Source organism: Erwinia sp. PsM31, assembly GCF_030433775.1.
Classification (GTDB): domain Bacteria; phylum Pseudomonadota; class Gammaproteobacteria; order Enterobacterales; family Enterobacteriaceae; genus Erwinia; species Erwinia aeris.
The window spans coordinates 71,596-90,926 of sequence record NZ_JARUWZ010000008.1; the positions used below are offsets into that span (position 1 = coordinate 71,596).

18 protein-coding genes and 2 pseudogenes are annotated in these 19,331 nt (G+C 53.4%); 14 read left to right on the top strand and 6 right to left on the bottom strand.

Going from position 1 to position 19,331, the window contains the following annotated elements; all coding sequences use genetic code 11:
* The first annotated feature begins 121 nt into the window (after window positions 1-121).
* Window positions 122-532, top strand: a complete 411-nt coding sequence (locus QCD69_RS08935; RefSeq protein ID WP_301251762.1) for a hypothetical protein — start codon at window positions 122-124, stop codon at window positions 530-532.
* A 97-nt stretch (window positions 533-629) separates the two neighbouring features.
* Entirely contained in the window at window positions 630-1,706 is a 1,077-nt protein-coding gene (locus QCD69_RS08940) for a hypothetical protein (protein WP_301251763.1), read from the top strand.
* 68 nt (window positions 1,707-1,774) lie between these two features.
* On the opposite strand, the pseudogene QCD69_RS08945 reads toward QCD69_RS08940, so the two are convergent.
* A pseudogene (locus QCD69_RS08945) lies at window positions 1,775-2,167 on the bottom strand (phage portal protein); the annotation flags it as partial.
* A 154-nt stretch (window positions 2,168-2,321) separates the two neighbouring features.
* Here QCD69_RS08945 and QCD69_RS08950 point away from each other — a divergent pair.
* Window positions 2,322-2,638, top strand: a pseudogene (locus tag QCD69_RS08950) (transposase); the annotation flags it as partial.
* A gap of 274 nt (window positions 2,639-2,912) precedes the next feature.
* Here the strand turns inward: QCD69_RS08950 and ychF are convergent.
* Window positions 2,913-4,004 carry a redox-regulated ATPase YchF gene (gene ychF / locus QCD69_RS08955; RefSeq protein ID WP_253454506.1) on the bottom strand — a complete coding sequence of 364 codons (1,092 nt, stop codon included), beginning with the start codon at window positions 4,002-4,004 and terminating at the stop codon, window positions 2,913-2,915.
* A gap of 335 nt (window positions 4,005-4,339) precedes the next feature.
* On the opposite strand from ychF, the gene QCD69_RS08960 reads away from it, so the two are divergent.
* From QCD69_RS08960 to QCD69_RS08975, 4 genes are all read left to right on the top strand, one after another.
* On the top strand, window positions 4,340-5,821 hold the full coding sequence (locus QCD69_RS08960) for a SulP family inorganic anion transporter (protein ID WP_253454505.1): 1,482 nt from the start codon (window positions 4,340-4,342) through the stop codon (window positions 5,819-5,821).
* Between the two features lie 136 nt (window positions 5,822-5,957).
* On the top strand, window positions 5,958-6,599 hold the full coding sequence (locus tag QCD69_RS08965; RefSeq protein WP_253454504.1) for an EAL domain-containing protein: 642 nt from the start codon (window positions 5,958-5,960) through the stop codon (window positions 6,597-6,599).
* Between the two features lie 209 nt (window positions 6,600-6,808).
* On the top strand, window positions 6,809-8,509 hold the full coding sequence (locus QCD69_RS08970; protein ID WP_301251765.1) for an Hsp70 family protein: 1,701 nt from the start codon (window positions 6,809-6,811) through the stop codon (window positions 8,507-8,509).
* On the top strand, window positions 8,506-9,867 hold the full coding sequence (locus tag QCD69_RS08975; RefSeq protein ID WP_301251766.1) for a J domain-containing protein: 1,362 nt from the start codon (window positions 8,506-8,508) through the stop codon (window positions 9,865-9,867). The genes QCD69_RS08970 and QCD69_RS08975 overlap by 4 nt, the downstream gene beginning before the upstream one ends.
* 52 nt (window positions 9,868-9,919) lie before the next feature.
* On the opposite strand, the gene pth is transcribed toward QCD69_RS08975, so the two are convergent.
* The gene (pth, locus tag QCD69_RS08980) at window positions 9,920-10,504 is read right to left on the bottom strand and encodes an aminoacyl-tRNA hydrolase (RefSeq protein WP_125289707.1); all 585 of its coding nucleotides are present in this window, start codon (window positions 10,502-10,504) and stop codon (window positions 9,920-9,922) included.
* A 260-nt stretch (window positions 10,505-10,764) separates the two neighbouring features.
* Here pth and ychH point away from each other — a divergent pair, with 260 nt between their 5' ends.
* Window positions 10,765-11,046, top strand: a complete 282-nt coding sequence (gene ychH, locus QCD69_RS08985; protein ID WP_125289708.1) for a stress-induced protein YchH — start codon at window positions 10,765-10,767, stop codon at window positions 11,044-11,046.
* A 71-nt stretch (window positions 11,047-11,117) separates the two neighbouring features.
* Here ychH and prs read toward each other — a convergent pair whose 3' ends face one another.
* From prs to lolB, 3 genes are all read right to left on the bottom strand, one after another.
* A complete protein-coding gene (gene prs / locus QCD69_RS08990; protein ID WP_124232585.1) occupies window positions 11,118-12,065 on the bottom strand; it encodes a ribose-phosphate diphosphokinase in 948 nt (315 codons plus the stop codon).
* 139 nt (window positions 12,066-12,204) lie between these two features.
* Window positions 12,205-13,062 (bottom strand): 4-(cytidine 5'-diphospho)-2-C-methyl-D-erythritol kinase, encoded by an 858-nt coding sequence (gene ispE, locus QCD69_RS08995; protein WP_253461009.1) that lies wholly within the window; start codon window positions 13,060-13,062, stop codon window positions 12,205-12,207.
* Between the two features lie 17 nt (window positions 13,063-13,079).
* A complete protein-coding gene (gene lolB, locus QCD69_RS09000; protein ID WP_253454501.1) occupies window positions 13,080-13,703 on the bottom strand; it encodes a lipoprotein insertase outer membrane protein LolB in 624 nt (207 codons plus the stop codon).
* 217 nt (window positions 13,704-13,920) lie between these two features.
* Here lolB and hemA point away from each other — a divergent pair, with 217 nt between their 5' ends.
* From hemA to kdsA, 6 genes are read left to right on the top strand one after another with little or no spacing between them, the layout of a single operon-like run.
* Complete coding sequence (hemA, locus tag QCD69_RS09005) at window positions 13,921-15,174, top strand: glutamyl-tRNA reductase (RefSeq protein ID WP_253454500.1); 1,254 nt, start codon at window positions 13,921-13,923, stop codon at window positions 15,172-15,174.
* A 32-nt stretch (window positions 15,175-15,206) separates the two neighbouring features.
* Window positions 15,207-16,289, top strand: coding sequence for a peptide chain release factor 1 (gene prfA / locus QCD69_RS09010; RefSeq protein ID WP_253454499.1), 1,083 nt, complete (start codon window positions 15,207-15,209; stop codon window positions 16,287-16,289).
* Complete coding sequence (prmC, locus tag QCD69_RS09015) at window positions 16,289-17,119, top strand: peptide chain release factor N(5)-glutamine methyltransferase (RefSeq protein WP_301251768.1); 831 nt, start codon at window positions 16,289-16,291, stop codon at window positions 17,117-17,119. The genes prfA and prmC overlap by 1 nt, the downstream gene beginning before the upstream one ends.
* A 14-nt stretch (window positions 17,120-17,133) precedes the next feature.
* Window positions 17,134-17,532 (top strand): SirB2 family protein, encoded by a 399-nt coding sequence (locus tag QCD69_RS09020; protein WP_125289714.1) that lies wholly within the window; start codon window positions 17,134-17,136, stop codon window positions 17,530-17,532.
* Entirely contained in the window at window positions 17,529-18,338 is an 810-nt protein-coding gene (sirB1, locus tag QCD69_RS09025) for an invasion regulator SirB1 (protein WP_253454497.1), read from the top strand. Before QCD69_RS09020 ends, sirB1 begins: the two co-directional genes overlap by 4 nt.
* A gap of 28 nt (window positions 18,339-18,366) precedes the next feature.
* Window positions 18,367-19,221, top strand: coding sequence for a 3-deoxy-8-phosphooctulonate synthase (kdsA, locus tag QCD69_RS09030; protein WP_125289716.1), 855 nt, complete (start codon window positions 18,367-18,369; stop codon window positions 19,219-19,221).
* Window positions 19,222-19,331 lie beyond the last annotated feature (110 nt).

A 19,331-nucleotide genomic window follows, 5' to 3' on the forward strand; every position in this document is an offset into this window, starting at 1 on the left:
GCCTCAGTTAATCCTCGTAGGTATCCTTTAAGCTTTTAATTTTCATTCCAACCCTTCCAGGTTTGTCCTGCAATGATGTAAGCTAAATTTATTATTGTGAATATGAAAGAGGAATTTGTTCATGAGTTTAAGAAAAGTTGGTAATATGGGGCGTGGTGATTTTGACAGACTTTGTAGTGCATCTGGCTTGATTTACAACAGCTCATCGGAGGATGATTCAGGAGGATGGGATGCTATTGTCGAATTTCCTCTGATAGGTGGTATAGCTTTATTAAATAGTCTGAACGAACAGCCTATACAATGTTTAGTGCAGATAAAGGCTACTGATGGAACAAAAAAAAATGTGCAGGTCAAACTATCTAACATGAAACGCTTCTGTGACACACCACTTCCCTGCTTTTTCTTTTTTGCTCGTTATAATGGAAATATAAATATTGAATCTGCTTATCTAGTGCATATTAATAGGGATAACATGTTTCAGGTATTGAAACGGATCCGTCAAAATGATGTAGAAAAAAACGCCGCTTCATAAACTCTCTTTTACGGTAAACTATTCCGATGAGGATGAAATAGTTCTCTCTAATGAAAATGCACTTAAGAATGCTATTGAGAAGCATATCCCTTTTGGGATGAAAAAATATTGTGAAGATAAACTGCAAGATTTAGGAGATATAGGATATAAGGAAAGTCGTTATATGTTAAATTTCAAAACTATTAGTGATGATGATTATAAATCTCTTATTAGTGCCACGCTTGGCTACCCGGGCAGAATAAATGTTAAAGATGTACAAGGTTGGGATACTAGATTTGATATTAATTTTCACATGGAAGAGTTTGCAACTGAACAAGCCATTATTGAAATAAAATCAGTGGAAGCATTTTCAACAGGCTCTATAATATTCGAAGATGAAAAAGAAGATGCTTCTTTTAATTGTGAATTTTTTGTTTCTCCTGTTGCTCTTAATGCTCCAGCTGAATTGGCAAGCTTCAGGATTCGCTCGGATTTTTTTGATATACTAGTTGGAATTAAAAATAATAAGCTGAAGATAGATTTTGCATCATATGATAAGGCCATTCATCTATCTGATCTTAGAGAATTACTGCTGCTAATGAAGATATTAAACGCACCCAACGGTGATCTTAAGTTAACCATAAAAAATAAGGGGAATAACGAGGCGTTTTTTGTTGCCTCTAATAATTCTTTTTCCGTGAGCCCAATTACCAACGAAATCATAAAGGCAGAACAAATAGCCTTGTCTTTGATACAAGTTGCTTCTTACTTCAGAGTCGATAAAGTTTGCAAAGTAAGTTTAAATGAACTAATACAGAAGCAACAAGATATAGAAATAATGCACGCTTTAATTACTAAGGTCCCGGGTGGTGCACAAACTCTTCGTTTAGAGAACCTACATTTCAACGATGACATTGATTCTTCTAAGGAATTACGTATATTTATTGCCATTCCTTTATTTTTATCGTCTTTTTCTATTTGTCTTGCTTGCGTTTTAAAGGGTTCATTTACATATAAAAATAAGGCAGTGATATTTAAAAATTATGAAGTAAATGTTGAAAAATTAATTCGTGCAGACGATCTTCAAGAAGTAAAAAAACAATGTCAGATAATTTCTGATAAAGTAAACCAGAGATTCGAGAATGAGAGTATAGATTTTTACTATTACAACTCATTCTCGCAGGCAAAGATTTAATCATCCAAGTGAATTATTTTGAAAGGAATAACATTACTGCCTAACTAATGGTCTATTTTTTAATGCGATCACTGCATAGTGATAAGTTCGTTGTGAACGAATACTTTAGGTACCTTTTCAATATCGCCTAGGCTTCCTACGTTTTCGGGCTGGCCTCCTATGAGCTGAAAGGGGGATTCTTTAGGTAACGAGCAAGTCGGTTGCACTGACTTTTTTGATGATAAAAAAATCATCCTTCGTGGCGACTTTATCCGAGGGGTCGATTTGAATGCCGTCGGGTGCATAGATGAAAAATTTTTAAAGCTGCTGAGCCCTTTCTAGTTGCGGATTGCCTTGCGCAGCGCGTCAACATCGGAGCAGCTCTGCGCAACGTCCGACATAGACATGATGTAACCAGAGTGCGCTCCGTTCTGGTAATACTTGCGGCGAAAAAGCGTTGCTGATTTATTCAGCTTGGAGGATTTGGGATGGTCCTTTTTTTTGCTGAACTGTCAGTGCCAACACTTAACAGAGCAAGAAAACGTGAAGAGATGATGCTGTAAATATCCCTGCAAAACGAACCATTCACTTTAGAGATCCTCCGATATACTGGTTATGTCTCCTAAGGAAATCGTTATGCGTAAGATCCGATTTACTGAACACCGGATCATCGCCGTCCTTAAATCCGTGGAAGCCGGTCGCACCTTCAAAGATTTTTATCGTGAAGCCGCTATTCTTGAAGCTAGCTATAACAACTGGAAGGCAACGTATGGCGGATGGAAGCGACTGAGGTAAAAATCAGAAATCTTGATGATAATTGTCGTCTGAAAAAGATTTTTGCCGACCTGAGCCTGCAAAATCGCGCGTTAAGAGACCTCATATAAAAAACTTTGAAACTAGCGATAAAGCGTAAACTCGTCAGCTATCTGAAAGAGGTGTTCTCTATGAGCATCCCTGAATAACCTGACATCAGAAAAATACCAGCTGATAGCTAAAAAACCTGGATATATCAAAAGTATGTGTAACTAAAAGCAGATGTGCTTACAGTAAGAGAGCAGAAACGTCTGGATGTATAGGAGCAAATCCACCGATACTCATTTTTAGCTACGCTGTAGCGAGATGAAATGAGACGTCATGAAAATAAAAATCCACGCAATTGCGTGGATTTTATAGCTTTTTACGACTCTTGTGAGGTTCAACGAAACCTCATGAGACAGCAAATTTTATTTAAACGTTAAACAAGAAGTTCATCACGTCGCCATCTTTCACGATGTACTCTTTGCCTTCTGAACGCATTTTACCGGCTTCTTTCGCGCCCTGTTCACCTTTGTAGGTAATGAAATCTTCATAGGCGATGGTCTGGGCACGGATAAAGCCTTTCTCAAAGTCGGTATGAATTTTACCGGCGGCCTGCGGAGCGGTGGCGCCAACCGGAATAGTCCAGGCGCGCACTTCTTTCACGCCAGCGGTGAAGTAAGTTTGCAGGTTCAGCAGAGAATAACCGGCGCGAATGACGCGGTTCAGGCCCGGCTCTTCGATACCCAGCTCGGCCATAAACTCTTCGCGATCGGCATCTTCCAGCTCGGCGATGTCGGATTCAACGGCAGCACAAACCGGCACTACGATGGAACCTTCTTTAGCCGCGATTTCACGCACCTGATCCAGGTACGGGTTGTTTTCAAAACCGTCTTCGTTAACGTTGGCGATATACATCGTTGGCTTCAGCGTCAGGAAGCTCAGATAGCGGATGGCCGCTTTGTCTTCTTCGCTCAGATCCAGCGAGCGCAGCATGCCGGCGTTGGACAGGTGCGGCAGGCATTTTTCCAGCGCGGCCTGTTCAGCTTTAGCGTCTTTATCGCCGCCTTTCGCACGCTTCTGTACGCGTTGCAGCGCGCGTTCGCAGGTATCCAGGTCAGAAAGCGCCAGTTCGGTGTTGATCACTTCAATATCGTCAGCCGGGTCAACTTTATTGTTAACGTGAATGATGTTGTCGTTCTCAAAGCAGCGGACAACGTGGCCGATAGCTTCGGTTTCGCGAATGTTGGTCAGGAACTGGTTGCCCAGGCCTTCGCCTTTCGACGCGCCTTTTACCAGGCCCGCGATATCCACAAATTCCATGGTGGTTGGCAAAATGCGCTGTGGCTTGACGATCTCCGCCAGTTTGTCGAGACGGGAATCGGGCATTGGCACCACGCCGGTATTCGGCTCAATGGTACAGAACGGGAAGTTTGCCGCTTCGATACCCGCTTTGGTTAACGCATTGAACAGTGTGGATTTCCCGACGTTAGGCAGGCCCACAATACCGCATTTGAATCCCATGTTTGAATCACCTTAATTAATTGCAGGGGAAGAAATCTTCCCCGGTAAGCTGGTTAGCACAAGTTTTTGCGCATTATACACGTAATTATCGCCTGGATGGCGGGGATTTCTACCCGCGCGTGGGAGAAGGGGGTTGAGATCTTGCTCACGTTTTCACATACTGACAATCTTTGACAACAGACGGAGAACGCCGCGGATGCACTGCTTCCTGCTTACGCCACCCTGAAATCTCCCTTCCACGCCTGTTGCGCTTCTCGTCTTTCTGGCGAGTTCAAACTGTGTCCCGAACTGGCGGCGCGGTAATCACCTGCATTTGATAAAAAACGGAAATCAGCATGTTCAAACTGAGCAACCTCAGGGCTGCCGACGTCAAAAATGACGTTCTGGCCGGCGCTGTCGTCTCTGTGGCCCTTATTCCGGAAGCCACGGCCTTTTCTCTGCTAGCCGGCCTGTCGCCGACTATCGGTCTGCACACCGCCTTTATCCTGGGCCTGATCACCGCGCTGTTCGGCGGCAAACCGGGGATGATCTCCGGCGCGGCCGGCTCGATTGTGGTGGTGCTGGTCAGTCTTATTCAGACTCACGGCTATGAATACGTGCTGCTGGCGACGATTTTCGCCGGGCTGATCCAGCTGGCTATTGGCCTGTTCCGCCTGGGGAAATTTATCCGCCTTGTGCCGCAGCCGGCTATCTACGGTTTTGTAAACGGACTGGCTATCGTTATCGCACTGGCGCAGATCCCGATGATTAAAAACCAGGGGCCGGTCATGTATGCCCTGGTGGCGCTGGCGATGCTGATCGTCTGGTTGTTTCCTAAATTTACCAAAGTCATTCCCGGCTCGCTGGCGGCGCTAATCGCCATCAGCGCCATTGCCATCGGCTTTGGACTGGATACCAAACGGGTAGGGGATTTGGCCGATATCTCCGGCACGCTGCCGTTCTTCCATCTGCCGGAAGCGCCGTTAAGCTGGGCCACGATGAAAATTGTGCTGCCTTATTCGGTGATTATCGCGCTGGTTGGGCTGATAGAATCGCTGTTAACGCTGGCAGTACTGGATGAAATGGGCAGTAAAAAAGGCAACGGCAACAAAGAGTGCGTGGCGCAGGGCATCGGCAACACGCTGTGCGGGTTCTTTGGCAGCTTTGCGGGCTGCGCGATGATTGGCCAGTCGATCATCAACTTTACCTCCGGCGGGCGTGGACGCATCTCTAACCTGGTCGGCGCAGTATTGCTGATCCTGTTTGTGGTCAGCCTGTCGAAATATATCGCCCTGCTGCCGGTGGCGGCGCTGGCCGGTATTATGTTTGTGGTCTGTATTAATACCTTTGAGTGGAGCTCGCTGCGCCGTCTGAAACGTATGCCAAAGCCCGATGCGGTTATCATGATTGCGGTCACGGTGGTCACCATCTATACCGATCTGGCCATGGCGGTGATTTTTGGTGTGATCATCTCCGCGCTGGTTTTTGCCTGGCAACATGCCCGCATCAGCATTGTGGCACAGGAAGAGCGCGACGAGCAAAAGACCTATCGGCTGGAAGGGCCGCTGTTTTTTGCCTCTGCCGCCAGCTTCCAGGAACTGTTTACGCCAGCCAGGGATCCACAGGAAGTGGTGATCGACTTCGCCCGTACGCGGGTGATGGATTCCAGCGGCGTCGAGGCCATCGATAAATTGACCGCCCGCTATATAGCGGAAGGAAAAAGCGTCAGGCTGCGGCATCTTAGTGAAGATTGCATCAGTCTGTTAAAACAGGCAGGGCCTTTCTGTAGCCACGAGCTGGATGCGCCTGATTATAAAGTTGCGGCCGATAGCGACTAAAAGCGTAAAGCTAAGGCTGGCCCTGCCGATATATATAAAAATCGTTATATTGCCCAGTGGTTTAGATTAAATCACTGGTTTTTGACGATATGACGAATATAATCACTGGCAGGGCGTCCTGAGCTGGCTATAAAGCATGACTAATAATTACTGTTACGTTCCGATTCACTCTCTTAGCGGCGAGCTGATTGCGCTTGAGCTCACCGTTTTACCACACCAGACCGCGCCGCAAACCGGGGACGCCGAGAGCCGATTGTTGGATCAGCTGCTGACGGTAGAACGCTACGCGGACTATTTTCAGCTGCACGGGCTGCTGTGCTGCCTGACCATCGATTTTCCGCTGGCTTGCGCGGTAACCGAATCGCCTTTTATCCAGCAAATCCTCAGCCAGCTGCCTTTTTTGCGGCTGAAGCTTTCTGAAAATTTCCCCAACCTGCACGACGGGCCAAACAATCCTCTGCTGCGGGCGCTGACCGATCGGCTGAACATCTTATGGCTGGATGATTTAGGGGCAGGCGATGCCAATCTGAATGCGTTACAGTCGAAGATGTTTGAAGTGGTTAAGCTGGATCGGCAGTTTTACCTCGATAATATCAGCAAGCCGTTTTTTAACGTGCTGATCGCCCATATTCGCCGCTACACCAACCGCGTGCTGGTGGAGGGCGTAGAGAACGAAGGGCAGCTGGAGAAGCTGGCCGCCAACAAAGTCTGGGGCGTGCAGGGCTACTATGCGCAGACGATGGCGCTGGACGCGCTTGATGGCACGGATGGGGGTTAACGGTTAGCCAGAACCGGAAGCCAATAGCTGTCTGACGTAGGGTTCAATCTATTTTGGGGAAGAATATTCCGATCCCCTTCAGGCCTGGCTGAGAGTTTGAAACAATGGATAGCAGCTCTTTACCTGAACAGAAAAAGTTATTTATAAGCATCGAATAACGTTTCCTTATCTGAAATTAAATGGCTTCCACAGGGAAGTAAGGACAACTCATGGCAATTGAGCAGGTTATAGGAATTGACCTTGGAACCACTAATAGCGCGGTTTGCGTCTGGCAAAAGGGTCAAGCCGTTTTAGTCCCGAATAAATGGGGCGAGGTATTAACGCCCTCGGTTGTAGGCCTTGATGAGCAAGCTAATCTGATTATTGGACGTCCGGCGCGCGAACGGTTGCAAAGCCATCATGCGCTGACCCAGGCGAGTTTTAAGCGTTATATGGGCACGGAGGTTTCGCTGGCACTTGGTTCCAGGCAATTTCGTGCCGAAGAGTTGTCGGCATTATTACTGCGCCAGCTCAAAGAGGATGCGGAAAGCTGGCTTGGGCAAAAATTAACACAGGCCGTTATTACCGTACCCGCTTATTTTAATGACGTTCAGCGTCGGGCGGTGAAAAATGCTGCCCGGCTGGCTGGGCTGGACGCAATACGCTTGCTTAATGAGCCAACCGCCGCGTCACTTGCTTTTGGCCTGCTGGAAAATCGTGAGCAAAAATACCTCACTTTCGATCTTGGCGGCGGGACATTTGACGTATCCGTCATTGATATGTTCGAGGGCGTGGTGGAAGTTCGTGCCAGCAGCGGCGATATCCGGCTTGGCGGCGATGATTTCTCACAGGCGATTGTACAGTGGATGCTGAGCCAGCATCCCGAGCTGAAATCTGCGCAGGCCGGGCTGGCAGCGGCGCTGCTGGCAAAAGCGGAAAGCATGAAGCAAATGCTGAGCCACGCTACCGAGGCTAAGGCTTCGCTGGAATGGGCCGGTCGGCAGTGGAGCTGGACTTTTACGGAGGCTCAGCTGGCCGAGTGCAGCCAGCCGCTGCTGATGCGTTTACAGCGTCCGGTACAGCAGGCGCTGCACGATGCGCGTTTTTCTCTTCAGGATCTCGACCACATATTGCTGGTGGGTGGCGCAACCCGTATGCCGCTGGTTCGACAAACCGTTGCGCGGCTTTTTGGGCGTTTCCCTCGCCACGATCTCAATCCAGACGAAGCCGTTGCGCTTGGCGCAGGCATACAGGCCGGAATGGTGATGGCCGATGCTGCGGTCGAAGACATTATTCTTACCGACGTGATGCCGTTTTCCCTCGGCATTGAGGTGGTTAAGCGCCATGGTAATCAGATTGAACCCGGCTTTTTCCTGCCGCTTATTGAGCGCAATACCTTTTTGCCGGTAAGCAAAACCGAGACGCTGAATACAGTTAGCGACAATCAGACCTGCGTCCTGCTGAAAATATATCAGGGAGAAGGGCGCAGGGTTCAGGATAACGTTTTTCTCGGCGAAATGAGTATTGATATTCCTCCTCGACCGGCAGGTGAACTGACCGTTGACGTGCGGTTCACCTACACGCTGGACGGCCTGCTGGAAGTGGAGTGTCGCTATGACGGCAGTCCGGTAATAGCACGGCTGGTGATAGAAAAGGTGCCGGGGCAGATGAGCGAAGAGCAAATTGCCGCCAGCCTGCAAAAGCTGGCCGATATTAAACAGCATCCTCGCGATCGCCAGGAAAATCGTGAGCTGCTCGCTCGCTGTTCGCGCCTTTATGAACGCTTACTTGGCGATGAGCGAGCATGGATGGATCGGCTGACTACCGCGTTTGAACAGGCGCTGGAGGGTCAGGATCTTCGCCGTATTGCCTCATCAAGAGAAGATGCCGAACACTTTTTACAACAATACAAAGAGGGCCTCCTGCCATGAGCATCTGGCAGACGCTTGAACTGTCACCCACGCGTGATGAAGGGGAAATCCGCCGTGCGTATGCCCGCCAGTTAAAAAAACATCGACCGGATAGCGATCCGGCAGGCTATCAGCAGCTGCGTGAAGCATTCGATGAGGCAAAGCGACGGGCGCAGGCTGACATTATCGTTGATCACGAGGACAGCACTGCCGATATTTTACCGCCGATACAGGAGAAGCACGAACCTGAACCTCTGATCCAACAGGGTGAAGTCGCCAACGGCTTTACCGTTGGAGAAACAGCCGTCCCTCCTGAAGCAGATTTGCTGTACAGCGAAAAGGAGCTGCATAAACTGGCGTATCAGCTGGTAAACACAGAAATGACAGGCATTATTATGATGAATCGCCTGTCAGAGAGAGTGTTCAAAGCGGGGAGCCTGCAGCAGCAACAGCTTTTCCATCGACAGCTTGCGGCTGCGCTGGCAGAGAGCCCCGGTTTGACCGAAGGCCTGCTTGAACGCGTCAGCGGCCTGTTGGGGTGGGGAATGGACGAGTACGACTACAGCCATATTATTCCGTATCACATTCAGGAGGCGCTGCATGAACAACTACGCGAAACTGAAGTGAACCGGGCATGGAAAGAGATGGAGGCAGAAGAGAAGCACGGCACGATGCTCAACAGGGCAGCGATTCGCCTGCTAAAGAGCGATAGCGAAAAGGTGCCTTTCTGGATACGCCTGATACCGGGTTTGCTCACGCTCCTTGCACAACAGGCAAACAGGTTGGGGTATTATTTTCCTGAAATTGTTCCACGGCTAAATCAGCCTGTGCTGCGGTTCCTGAGTCAACCTCGCGCGGCGCTCAGCTGGCAGGGGATTTTTTTGCTGGTGTTCTGGGCGTTGGTCTTTAATGCGGTTATCCCTCTGTCGGGCATCAATACGACCGTTAGCGCTATCGCTGTTCTGACAGTGATGTTTTACCTGTATATCAATGACGCCGTCATGCTGGGCCTTCAAAGCAGGCCGCAATGGGTGAAGTGGTTTCTCTTTACCGAATTTATTTTCTCGCTGATGGCGATCCAGCTATTTTTTGGCGGACTGTTTTTTGCCGCCATCGTTACTATGCCGGCTTCCGGTCATGGCGGCGTTGCGCTGGTTATGCTGCTTGCGATACTGGTGTTGTCGATGGTGTTTTGGGCGGCATGGCCACAAGGCATCCCTTTTATACGCCGCCCCGGCAAAGTAATGAGCCGAATCTTTGCCAGCCCCTGGAAGTTAATGGAATGGATGGATTTCTCATGGTTTTCGGTTATTTGGGCACTACTCTGCCTGGCCGTATTTGTTCTGACTGGCGTAGCGCTGCTTAAGCTCTTTGCTTAATCCAGACGGCTGGTTGAGCGCTTTTATCAGCAATCAGCCAGCCTTAATTGGCTTAACCTTTAAAACTGTGCAGCCGGTTCATCGCCTTTAGCCTGTCTTCCTTCAGCCACACCTCGGTGCAGCGCGCCGCTTCGTCAATGGCGTTGTCGATCAGCGTCTGTTCCGCCGCCTGCGGCTTGCCCAAGACAAAACCCACGACCTTGTTGCGATCGCCCGGATGGCCGATACCGATGCGCAGACGGTGGAAGTTCAGGTTATTGCCCAGCCTGCTGATAATATCTTTCAGGCCGTTATGGCCGCCGTGGCCGCCGCCCTGTTTGAATTTTGCCACGCCCGGCGGCAAATCCAGCTCGTCATGCGCTACCAGGATCTCTTCCGGCGCGATACGGTAGAAGGTGGCCATTGCCGCAACGGCCTTGCCGCTCAGGTTCATAAAGGTCGTCGGCACCAGCAGCCTGACGTCTTCGCCACCGATATTGAGCCGGGCCGTGTAGCCGTAAAACTTACTCTCTTCTTTTAACGACTGATTGTGTCGTTGAGCCAGTAAATCCACATACCAGGCGCCCGCGTTATGGCGCGTGGCGGCATATTCCGCACCGGGATTGGCAAGGCCGACAATCAGTTTAATGCTGCTCACTTGTCTGTTTTCCTAAAAGGCTGCATCAGGGAAGGGCGCTAGTGTACTAAGAGCGGCGACAGAACTCAAAAGTGCGCGCTATATCACAATAGTTGATCAGGGTGATAATGCGTTTTCTATAGAAAAATCAGCGAAGTGCGCGTAAAGTTTTGTCAAACTTTTAGCAACAAATGTGATCTGGCCCGCAACGCATCCGCCAGCCATTGCATAAACTTATGGCACTAACCGCACAGGAATGCACTGGCATCTGGAGGTGACAAATGAAACGCAGACACGCTAATTTAACCGGCAACGCCCTGATGGTGATCGGCCTGGCCGTCATGGTAACCGGCATAGGCTATGCCGTACTGAATCAACTGCCGCAGCTACAGCTGCCGCAAATGCTGGTTAACGGCTCTATTTTCGCCATCTTTATCGGCGCGCTGATGTGGTTGGTCGGCGCCCGCCTTAGCGGCCGCGAAAAAATCACCGATCATTACTACTGGGTGCGCCACTATGGCGACAAGCGCTGCCGTCGCGCTTCGGGACACGGCCATCACTGATAGCCGGCTACGCCATAAAAAAAGCGGGACAGATAATCTGTCCCGCTTTTCGTTTAGCCGCAGCTATCCGATTAGTGCTCAAACATCGCAGAGATAGACTCTTCGTTGCTGATACGGCGAATAGCCTCCGCCAGCATGCCGGAGAGCGTTAGCGTACGCACGTTCGGCAGGGCTTTGATCTCTTCCGGCAGCGGAATGGTGTCGCAAACCACCACTTCGTCAATTACGGAATGACGCAGGTTTTCAACGGCATTGCCGGAGAAAATAGGGTGAGTGGCGTAAGCGAAGACACGCTTCGCGCCACGCTCCTTCAGCGCCTCGGCGGCTTTACACAGCGTGCCGCCGGTATCAATCATGTCATCAACCAGCACGCAGTCGCGGCCCGCCACGTCACCGATGATGTGCATCACCTGCGAAACGTTGGCGCGCGGACGACGCTTATCGATGATAGCCATATCGGTATCGTTCAGCAGCTTGGCGATTGCGCGGGCGCGCACCACGCCGCCGATGTCCGGCGAAACCACAATAGGGTTTTCCAGACCGATTTGCAGCATGTCTTCCAGCAGGATTGGGCTGCCGAAAACGTTATCAACCGGGACGTCAAAGAAGCCCTGAATCTGTTCAGCATGCAGATCCACAGTCAGAACGCGGTCAACGCCGACGCTGGAAAGGAAATCCGCGACTACTTTAGCCGTGATAGGCACACGAGCAGAACGCACGCGACGGTCCTGACGGGCATAGCCAAAGTAGGGGATAACAGCGGTAATACGACCAGCGGAAGCGCGGCGCAGGGCATCCACCATAACAACCAGTTCCATCAGGTTATCGTTGGTAGGTGCACAGGTGGACTGGATGATGAAAATATCACCACCGCGTACATTTTCATTGATTTGTACGCTCACTTCACCATCACTGAAACGACCGACGGCGGCGTCGCCCAGGCTAGTGTAAAGGCGGTTGGCAATACGTTGTGCTAGTTCCGGGGTGGCGTTACCAGCAAAAAGCTTCATATCAGGCACGAGAAGAACCTCAGGCTTTGCGTCCAGAGAATGAACATCTGCGTCAGCGGCACTGGGCGGTATACCGCTGACGGGTCCATACGGGTGTAATCGAGCGCCGCGCCGCTTCAGGAACAGGGTGAAGCGGTCGCCGCGGCTCTTATTGCTCGGAAAGGTAGCGGTGCAGCGGCGAGACGTTAACGCCTCGCGCAACAAAGCCCTGCCACTTTTTCAAAGCAAGCTCAGCCACCTGACGGGCAGCGGGCTCGGTGTCAAATTCAGCGAACACGCAAGCGCCGGTTCCGGTCAGGCGCGACGGCGCGTATTCTAGCAGCCAGGAAACAAGCTGTTCAACCTCGCGAAAACGTTTTCTTACTACTGGCTCACAATCATTGCGGTAATTATCCGCTAATAACTGGCTGATTTCCCTTACCGGCGTGTTGCGGATCAGTTCGGGATCGTTAAACACCACCGGCGTCGAGATGTGAACGCCAGGGTGGATCACCAGATACCATTTTTCTGCCGGGTTAACCGGCGTCAGCGTTTCGCCAACGCCTTCAGCAAAGGCGGCAAAGCCATGCACAAAGACCGGCACGTCCGCGCCCAGCCGCAGGCCCAGCGCCGCCAGCTCGGCAAAACTGAAGCCGGTTCGCCAGTAGTGATTCAGCGCCACCAGCACGGTAGCGGCGTCCGAAGAGCCGCCGCCCAGTCCGCCGCCCATCGGCAGCCGTTTTTCTATAGCGATCGAAGCGCCTGCGTTTTCCGGCAGGACGCCCTGCTGCCTGGCGCGCGTCTGCAACAGCCTGGCCGCGCGAACGATCAGGTTCTCTTCGTCCGGCACGCCGTCGACCGGCGTCAGCAGCGTAATCTGGCCGCTGCTGTCCGGCTGAATGCTTAACGTATCGCCATAATCCAGAAACTGGAACAGCGTTTGCAGCTCATGATAGCCGTCAGGACGACGGCCGGTAATGTAGAGGAATAAATTAAGTTTAGCGGGCGCGGGCCACTTAGCGACCACCGACTTAGCGACTGCCGTCATTTTACCGTCCAGCCATCCATTTTCAGCTTGATGCGCTGATCGCCTTCGCGCAGCTCCATATTGGCCGGCAGGGCAGGCTGCTGCTTGTTGTCATAGGCCTGATAGGTCACCGTCCACTGCTGGCCGTTACGGCTGTAGTTGACTTCACGCAGGCGATATTTATCGTCCAGCGTATAGTCGGTTGAGTCGCCCGGCAGGCCCATCATCCACTGACGCAGGCTGTTGAGCGGAATATCCATACCGGTCAGCTGCGAAATCATCTTCTCGGCGTCGTTGCTGGTATAGCGCTTGCCTTTATTGTCGACCAGCTGTACCACGCTGCCCTGTGCGTCCAGCTGGAGTTCGGTGCTGCCCAGCGGGTTGGTCAGCAGCAGACGATAGCGATCCGGCGCGGTTTGCTGCCAGTTGAAACGGGCGTAGACCTTTTGCTTGTCGGACAGATAGGCAAAAGCGCCGCGCGTCTGGTACTGGGTGATTTTTTCGACAGCCTGCTGATGCTGCTGCCACTGTGGCGAGGTGACGCTTTGTCCTGGCCCCTGGGGTTTATTAACGCTACAGGCAGCCAGCAGCACGCTGGCAAGCGGAAGAAGCCGCAGCAGGCGGCGATTCGACATAAACATGGGGACTCCTCAGACTCCGTTCAGGCGCTGACGCGCAAAGTAACCGTTCAAACTATCGACCGCCAGGGGCCGCGTCAATACTCAATTTGTCCTGTTTCGTGCTGAATAGCTATATCAATCGCAGCGAACGGCGAATGTGGCTTTTCTTGATCTCGCGCATCTTGTAGAATGCGCCTCACAAAACCCTATCAACAGTGGGATCTCCCAGACCTGACTCATGACGTTGCTGGCACTCGGAATAAATCATAAAACGGCTCCTGTGGCTCTGCGCGAACGCGTGACGTTCTCGCCGGATACGCTGGATCAGGCTCTCGACAGCCTGCTTGCTCAGCCGCTGGTACAGGGCGGCGTCGTGCTGTCTACCTGTAACAGGACCGAGTTATACCTTAGCGTTGAACAACAGGAAAACCTGCAGGAACAGCTGGTGAAATGGCTGTGCGACTATCATCAGCTCAGCGCCGATGAAGTGCGTAAAAGCCTGTACTGGCACCACGATAACGAAGCCGTCAGCCACCTGATGCGCGTCGCCAGCGGGCTGGATTCGCTGGTGCTCGGCGAGCCGCAGATCCTGGGCCAGGTGAAAAAAGCCTACGCCGATTCGCATCGCGGCCACACTATCTCCAGCGAGCTGGAGAGAATGTTCCAGAAATCCTTCTCTGTCGCCAAGCGCGTGCGCACGGAAACCGATATCGGCGCCAGCGCCGTTTCCGTGGCCTTTGCCGCCTGTACGCTGGCGCGGCAGATCTTTGAGTCGCTGTCCACCGTCAACGTGCTGCTGGTCGGTGCGGGCGAAACCATCGAGCTGGCCGCGCGCCATCTGCGCGAGCATAAAGTGCAGAAGCTGATTATCGCTAACCGCACCCGCGAACGCGCCCAGAAGCTGGCCGACGAGGTTGATGCCGAAGTCATCAGCCTGGCGGAGATCGACTCGCGTCTGGCAGAAGCCGACATTATCATCAGTTCTACCGCCAGCCCGCTGCCGATTATCGGTAAAGGAATGGTGGAGCGCGCGCTGAAACAGCGCCGCAATCAGCCGATGCTGCTGGTGGATATCGCCGTGCCGCGCGACGTCGAGCCGGAAGTGGGCAAGCTGCCTAACGCCTATCTCTACAGCGTGGACGATCTCCAGGCGATTATCGAAAGCAACATGGCGCAGCGTAAAGCGGCCGCCGTGCAGGCGGAAACTATCGTCGTGCAGGAAAGCGACGAGTTTATGTCGTGGCTGCGCGCGCAGAGCGCCAGCCAGACCATCCGCGAGTATCGTTCGCAGGCCGAGCAGGTGCGCGCCGAGCTGGAAGAGCGCGCCCTGGCGGCGCTGGCTCAGGGCGCGGATGCGCAGGCCGTGCTGCGTGAGCTGGCCCATAAGCTCACCAACAAATTGATCCACGCCCCAACCAAATCCCTTCAGCAGGCCGCCCGCGACGGCGATGACGAACGCCTGCAGATTTTACGCGACGGCCTGGGGCTGTAGCGTTTTTACCTCTTTATATACAGGGAATATTCATGAAGCCTTCTATTGTTGCCAAACTGGAAGCCTTGCAGGAACGCCACGAGGAAGTCGAGGCGATGCTGGGCGATGCTGGCGTGATTGCCGATCAGGAGCGATTTCGCGCGCTGTCGCGCGAGTATGCGCAGTTGACCGATGTCAGCCAGTGTTTCCGTCGTTGGCAGCAGAATCAGGAAGATATCGCCGCCGCCGAAGAGATGCTTAACGATGCGGAAATGCGCGATATGGCGCAGGAAGAGCTGAAAGAGGCGCGTGAGGCCAGCGAGCAGCTGGAGCAGGAGCTACAGGTGCTGCTGCTGCCGAAAGATCCGGACGACGAGCGCAACTGCTATCTGGAAGTGCGTGCCGGCACTGGCGGCGACGAAGCGGCCATTTTCGCTGGCGATCTCTTCCGCATGTACAGCCGCTATGCGGAATCGCGCCGCTGGAAAGTGGAAGTGATGAGCGCCAACGAGGGCGAGCACGGCGGTTATAAAGAAGTGATCGCCAAAATCGTCGGCGAAGGCGCCTACGGCCGCCTGAAGTTCGAGTCCGGCGGCCATCGCGTGCAGCGCGTGCCGGAAACGGAATCGCAGGGCCGTATCCACACTTCCGCCTGTACCGTTGCGGTGCTGCCAGAAGTGCCGGAAGCCGAGCTGCCGGATATCAACCCGAGCGATCTGAAAATCGATACCTTCCGCTCATCGGGCGCGGGTGGCCAGCACGTTAACACCACCGACTCCGCTATCCGTATTACCCACTTGCCGACCGGCATCGTGGTGGAGTGTCAGGACGAGCGTTCGCAGCACAAAAACAAAGCCAAGGCGCTGGCGGTGCTGGGTTCCCGCATCCGCGCGGCCGAAAGCGCCCGTCGTCAGCAGGAAGAAGCCTCAACGCGCCGCAACCTGCTGGGCAGCGGCGATCGCTCCGACCGCAACCGCACCTATAACTATCCGCAGGGTCGTATTACCGATCACCGCATTAACCTGACCATCTACCGTCTGGACGAAGCGATGCAGGGCAAGTTGGATATGCTGATTGAGCCTGTAGTGCAGGAGTATCAGGCAGACCAGCTGGCCGCCCTGTCCGAGCAGGAGTAATGGAGATTCGCCAGTGGCTGAAAGGAGCCATTACCGAACTGGCGGGCAGTGAAAGCCCGAAAAGAGATGCGGAGATCCTGCTGGGCTTTGTCACCGGCCGCTCCCGCAGCTGGCTAATCGCCTTTGACGAGACGGCGCTGACCCAAAGCGAGCAGGATCGTCTGGCTGCGCTGCTGGCTCGCCGCGTTAACGGCGAGCCGATTGCTTACCTGATCGGCGAGCGTGAATTCTGGTCGCTGCCGCTCAGCGTTTCCCCCGATACGCTTATTCCCCGGCCGGACACCGAGCTGCTGGTGGAGCAGGCGCTGGCACATCTTCCTGCCGAACCGGCGGCGGTACTGGATCTGGGCACCGGCACCGGCGCGGTTGCGCTGGCTATCGCCAGTGAACGGCCCGACTGTCGCGTCACCGGCGTCGATCGCATCCAGGGCGCCGTTGAGCTGGCGCAGCGCAACGCGCAACGTCTTGGCATCCATAACGCCGCTTTTCGCCTCAGCAACTGGTTCAGCGCGCTGGCGGGCGAACGCTTTGCCGTTATCGTCAGCAATCCTCCCTATATTGATGAAGCCGACGAACATCTGCGGCAGGGCGACGTGCGTTTTGAGCCGCAAAGCGCGCTGGTGGCGGCGGATGGCGGCCTGGCTGATATCCGGATTATCGCCGCTCAGGCGGGAGAGGCGCTGCTGCCCGGCGGCTGGCTGCTGTTAGAGCATGGCTGGCAACAGGCGCAGGCCGTGCAGGCGATCCTGCGGGCGGCCGGTTTTGTTAACGTCGCCACCGCCCGGGATTATGGCGGCAATGACCGCGTGACTTATGCGCAAAAACCCTGAACGAGGGAAAATAAATGGCTGACTGGTACAGTGCTGTAAAAAATTTGCATCTGCTGACGGTAATCCTTACCGCCACGCTGTTTCTGCTGCGTTTCTTTTGGCTTCAGACCGGCTCAGGGATGCTGCAAAAGCGCTGGGTACGCATCGTGCCCCATCTTAACGACACGTTGCTGCTGCTTTCGGGCGCGATGCTGGTGGCGATAACGCACTTTTATCCCTTTACGCCTCAGGGCGCATGGCTGACTGAAAAGCTGTTTGGCGTTATTATCTATATCGCGCTTGGCTTTATTGCCCTTGGGCGCAAACCACGCGCGCAAAAAACGCGCTGGATAGCTTTTATCGTGGCGGCCGCGATGCTGGTAATGATTTACCATCTGGCCACCACAAAAATGCCATTGTTGGGGAATGTATGACGTCGATAGCAACTGAAGAAGACACAGCGACCCCGCTGTGCGAGGCGGTAATTGCGGCCACGCTGGCCATCCGTCCTGAGTTTCCTGCTGAAGACGTGAAGAAGCAGCTGGCGGAGCTGGTTAAAGAGGCGCGCGCCACCATTCCATTACAGCTGGAGCAGGATTTGCAGCTGGAGAAACTGATTGAGCTGTTCTGGCAGCGTTGGGGCTTCGGCGGCGCGAGCGGCGTTTACCGCCTGTCCGACACGCTGTGGCTGGATAACGTGCTGAAAACCCGTCAGGGCACCGCCGTCTCGCTGGGCGTGATCTTTCTGCATATCGCTCACGAACTCTCGCTGCCGCTGATGCCGGTGATTTTTCCCACGCAGCTGATTCTGCGGGCCGACTGGATTGACGAAGAGATGTGGCTGATCAATCCCTTTAACGGCGAAACGCTGGATGAGCACACGCTGGAAGTGTGGTTGAAGGGCAATATCGGCCCGGTCGCTGAACTGTACGACGACGATCTACAGGAGGCCGAGCCGCAGCTGGTGCTGAACAAGATGCTGGATACCCTGAAAGCCGCGCTGATGGAAGAAAAGCAGATGGAGCTGGCGCTGCAGGTCAGCCAGGTGCTGGTCAATATGGACCCGGACGATCCTTATGAAATCCGCGATCGCGGGCTGATTTTCGCGCAGCTGGACTGCGAGCATGTGGCGGTAAGCGATCTGACCTATTTTGTTGAACAGTGCCCGGAAGATCCGGTCAGCGAAATGATTAAATTACAGATCCATTCGATTGAACAGAAACAGATCACGCTGCACTAATCTGTTAAACAAAGAATAAGGCGAAGAGATGAAACAAAAAGTCGTTAGCATTGGTGATGTTAAGGTTGCAAACGATCTGCCGTTCGTGCTGTTTGGCGGTATGAACGTACTGGAATCGCGCGATCTCGCTATGCGTATCTGTGAGCACTACGTCACCGTGACCCAGAAGCTGGGCATCCCTTACGTGTTTAAGGCCTCGTTCGACAAGGCTAACCGTTCTTCGATTCGCTCCTATCGTGGGCCGGGTCTGGAAGAGGGCATGAAGATTTTTCAGGAGCTGAAGCAGACCTTCGGCGTGAAAATTATCACCGACGTGCACGAAGCCAGCCAGGCGCAGCCGGTGGCCGACGTGGTTGACGTGATCCAGCTGCCTGCTTTCCTGGCGCGTCAGACCGATCTGGTGGAAGCGATGGCGAAAACCGGCGCGGTCATCAACGTCAAGAAGCCGCAGTTCGTCAGCCCTGGTCAGATGGGCAACATCGTTGAGAAGTTCGCGGAAGGCGGCAACGAGAAGGTTATCCTGTGCGATCGCGGCGCGAACTTCGGCTACGATAACCTGGTGGTGGACATGCTGGGCTTTAACGTCATGAAGCAGGTTTCCAACGGTAGCCCGGTCATTTTCGACGTGACGCACGCGCTGCAGTGCCGCGACCCGTTTGGTGCCGCTTCCAGCGGTCGCCGTGGTCAGGTTACCGAGCTGGCGCGTGCCGGTATGGCGGTCGGCCTGGCGGGGCTGTTTATCGAAGCGCATCCGGATCCGGCCAATGCGAAATGCGATGGCCCGTCCGCGCTGCCGCTGGACAAGCTGGAGCCTTTCCTGATGCAGATTAAAGCGATTGACGATCTGGTGAAAAACTTCCCGGCGCTGGATACCAGCAGCTGATAAAAATCAGGCCGGCTGCCCCGAGGGCGCCGGCCTGAACAGCTAACCTGTTAATCAATTCGCCTTACATCCTGTCACCGCAGATCTGCGAGTCACGCCGTATCTCATAC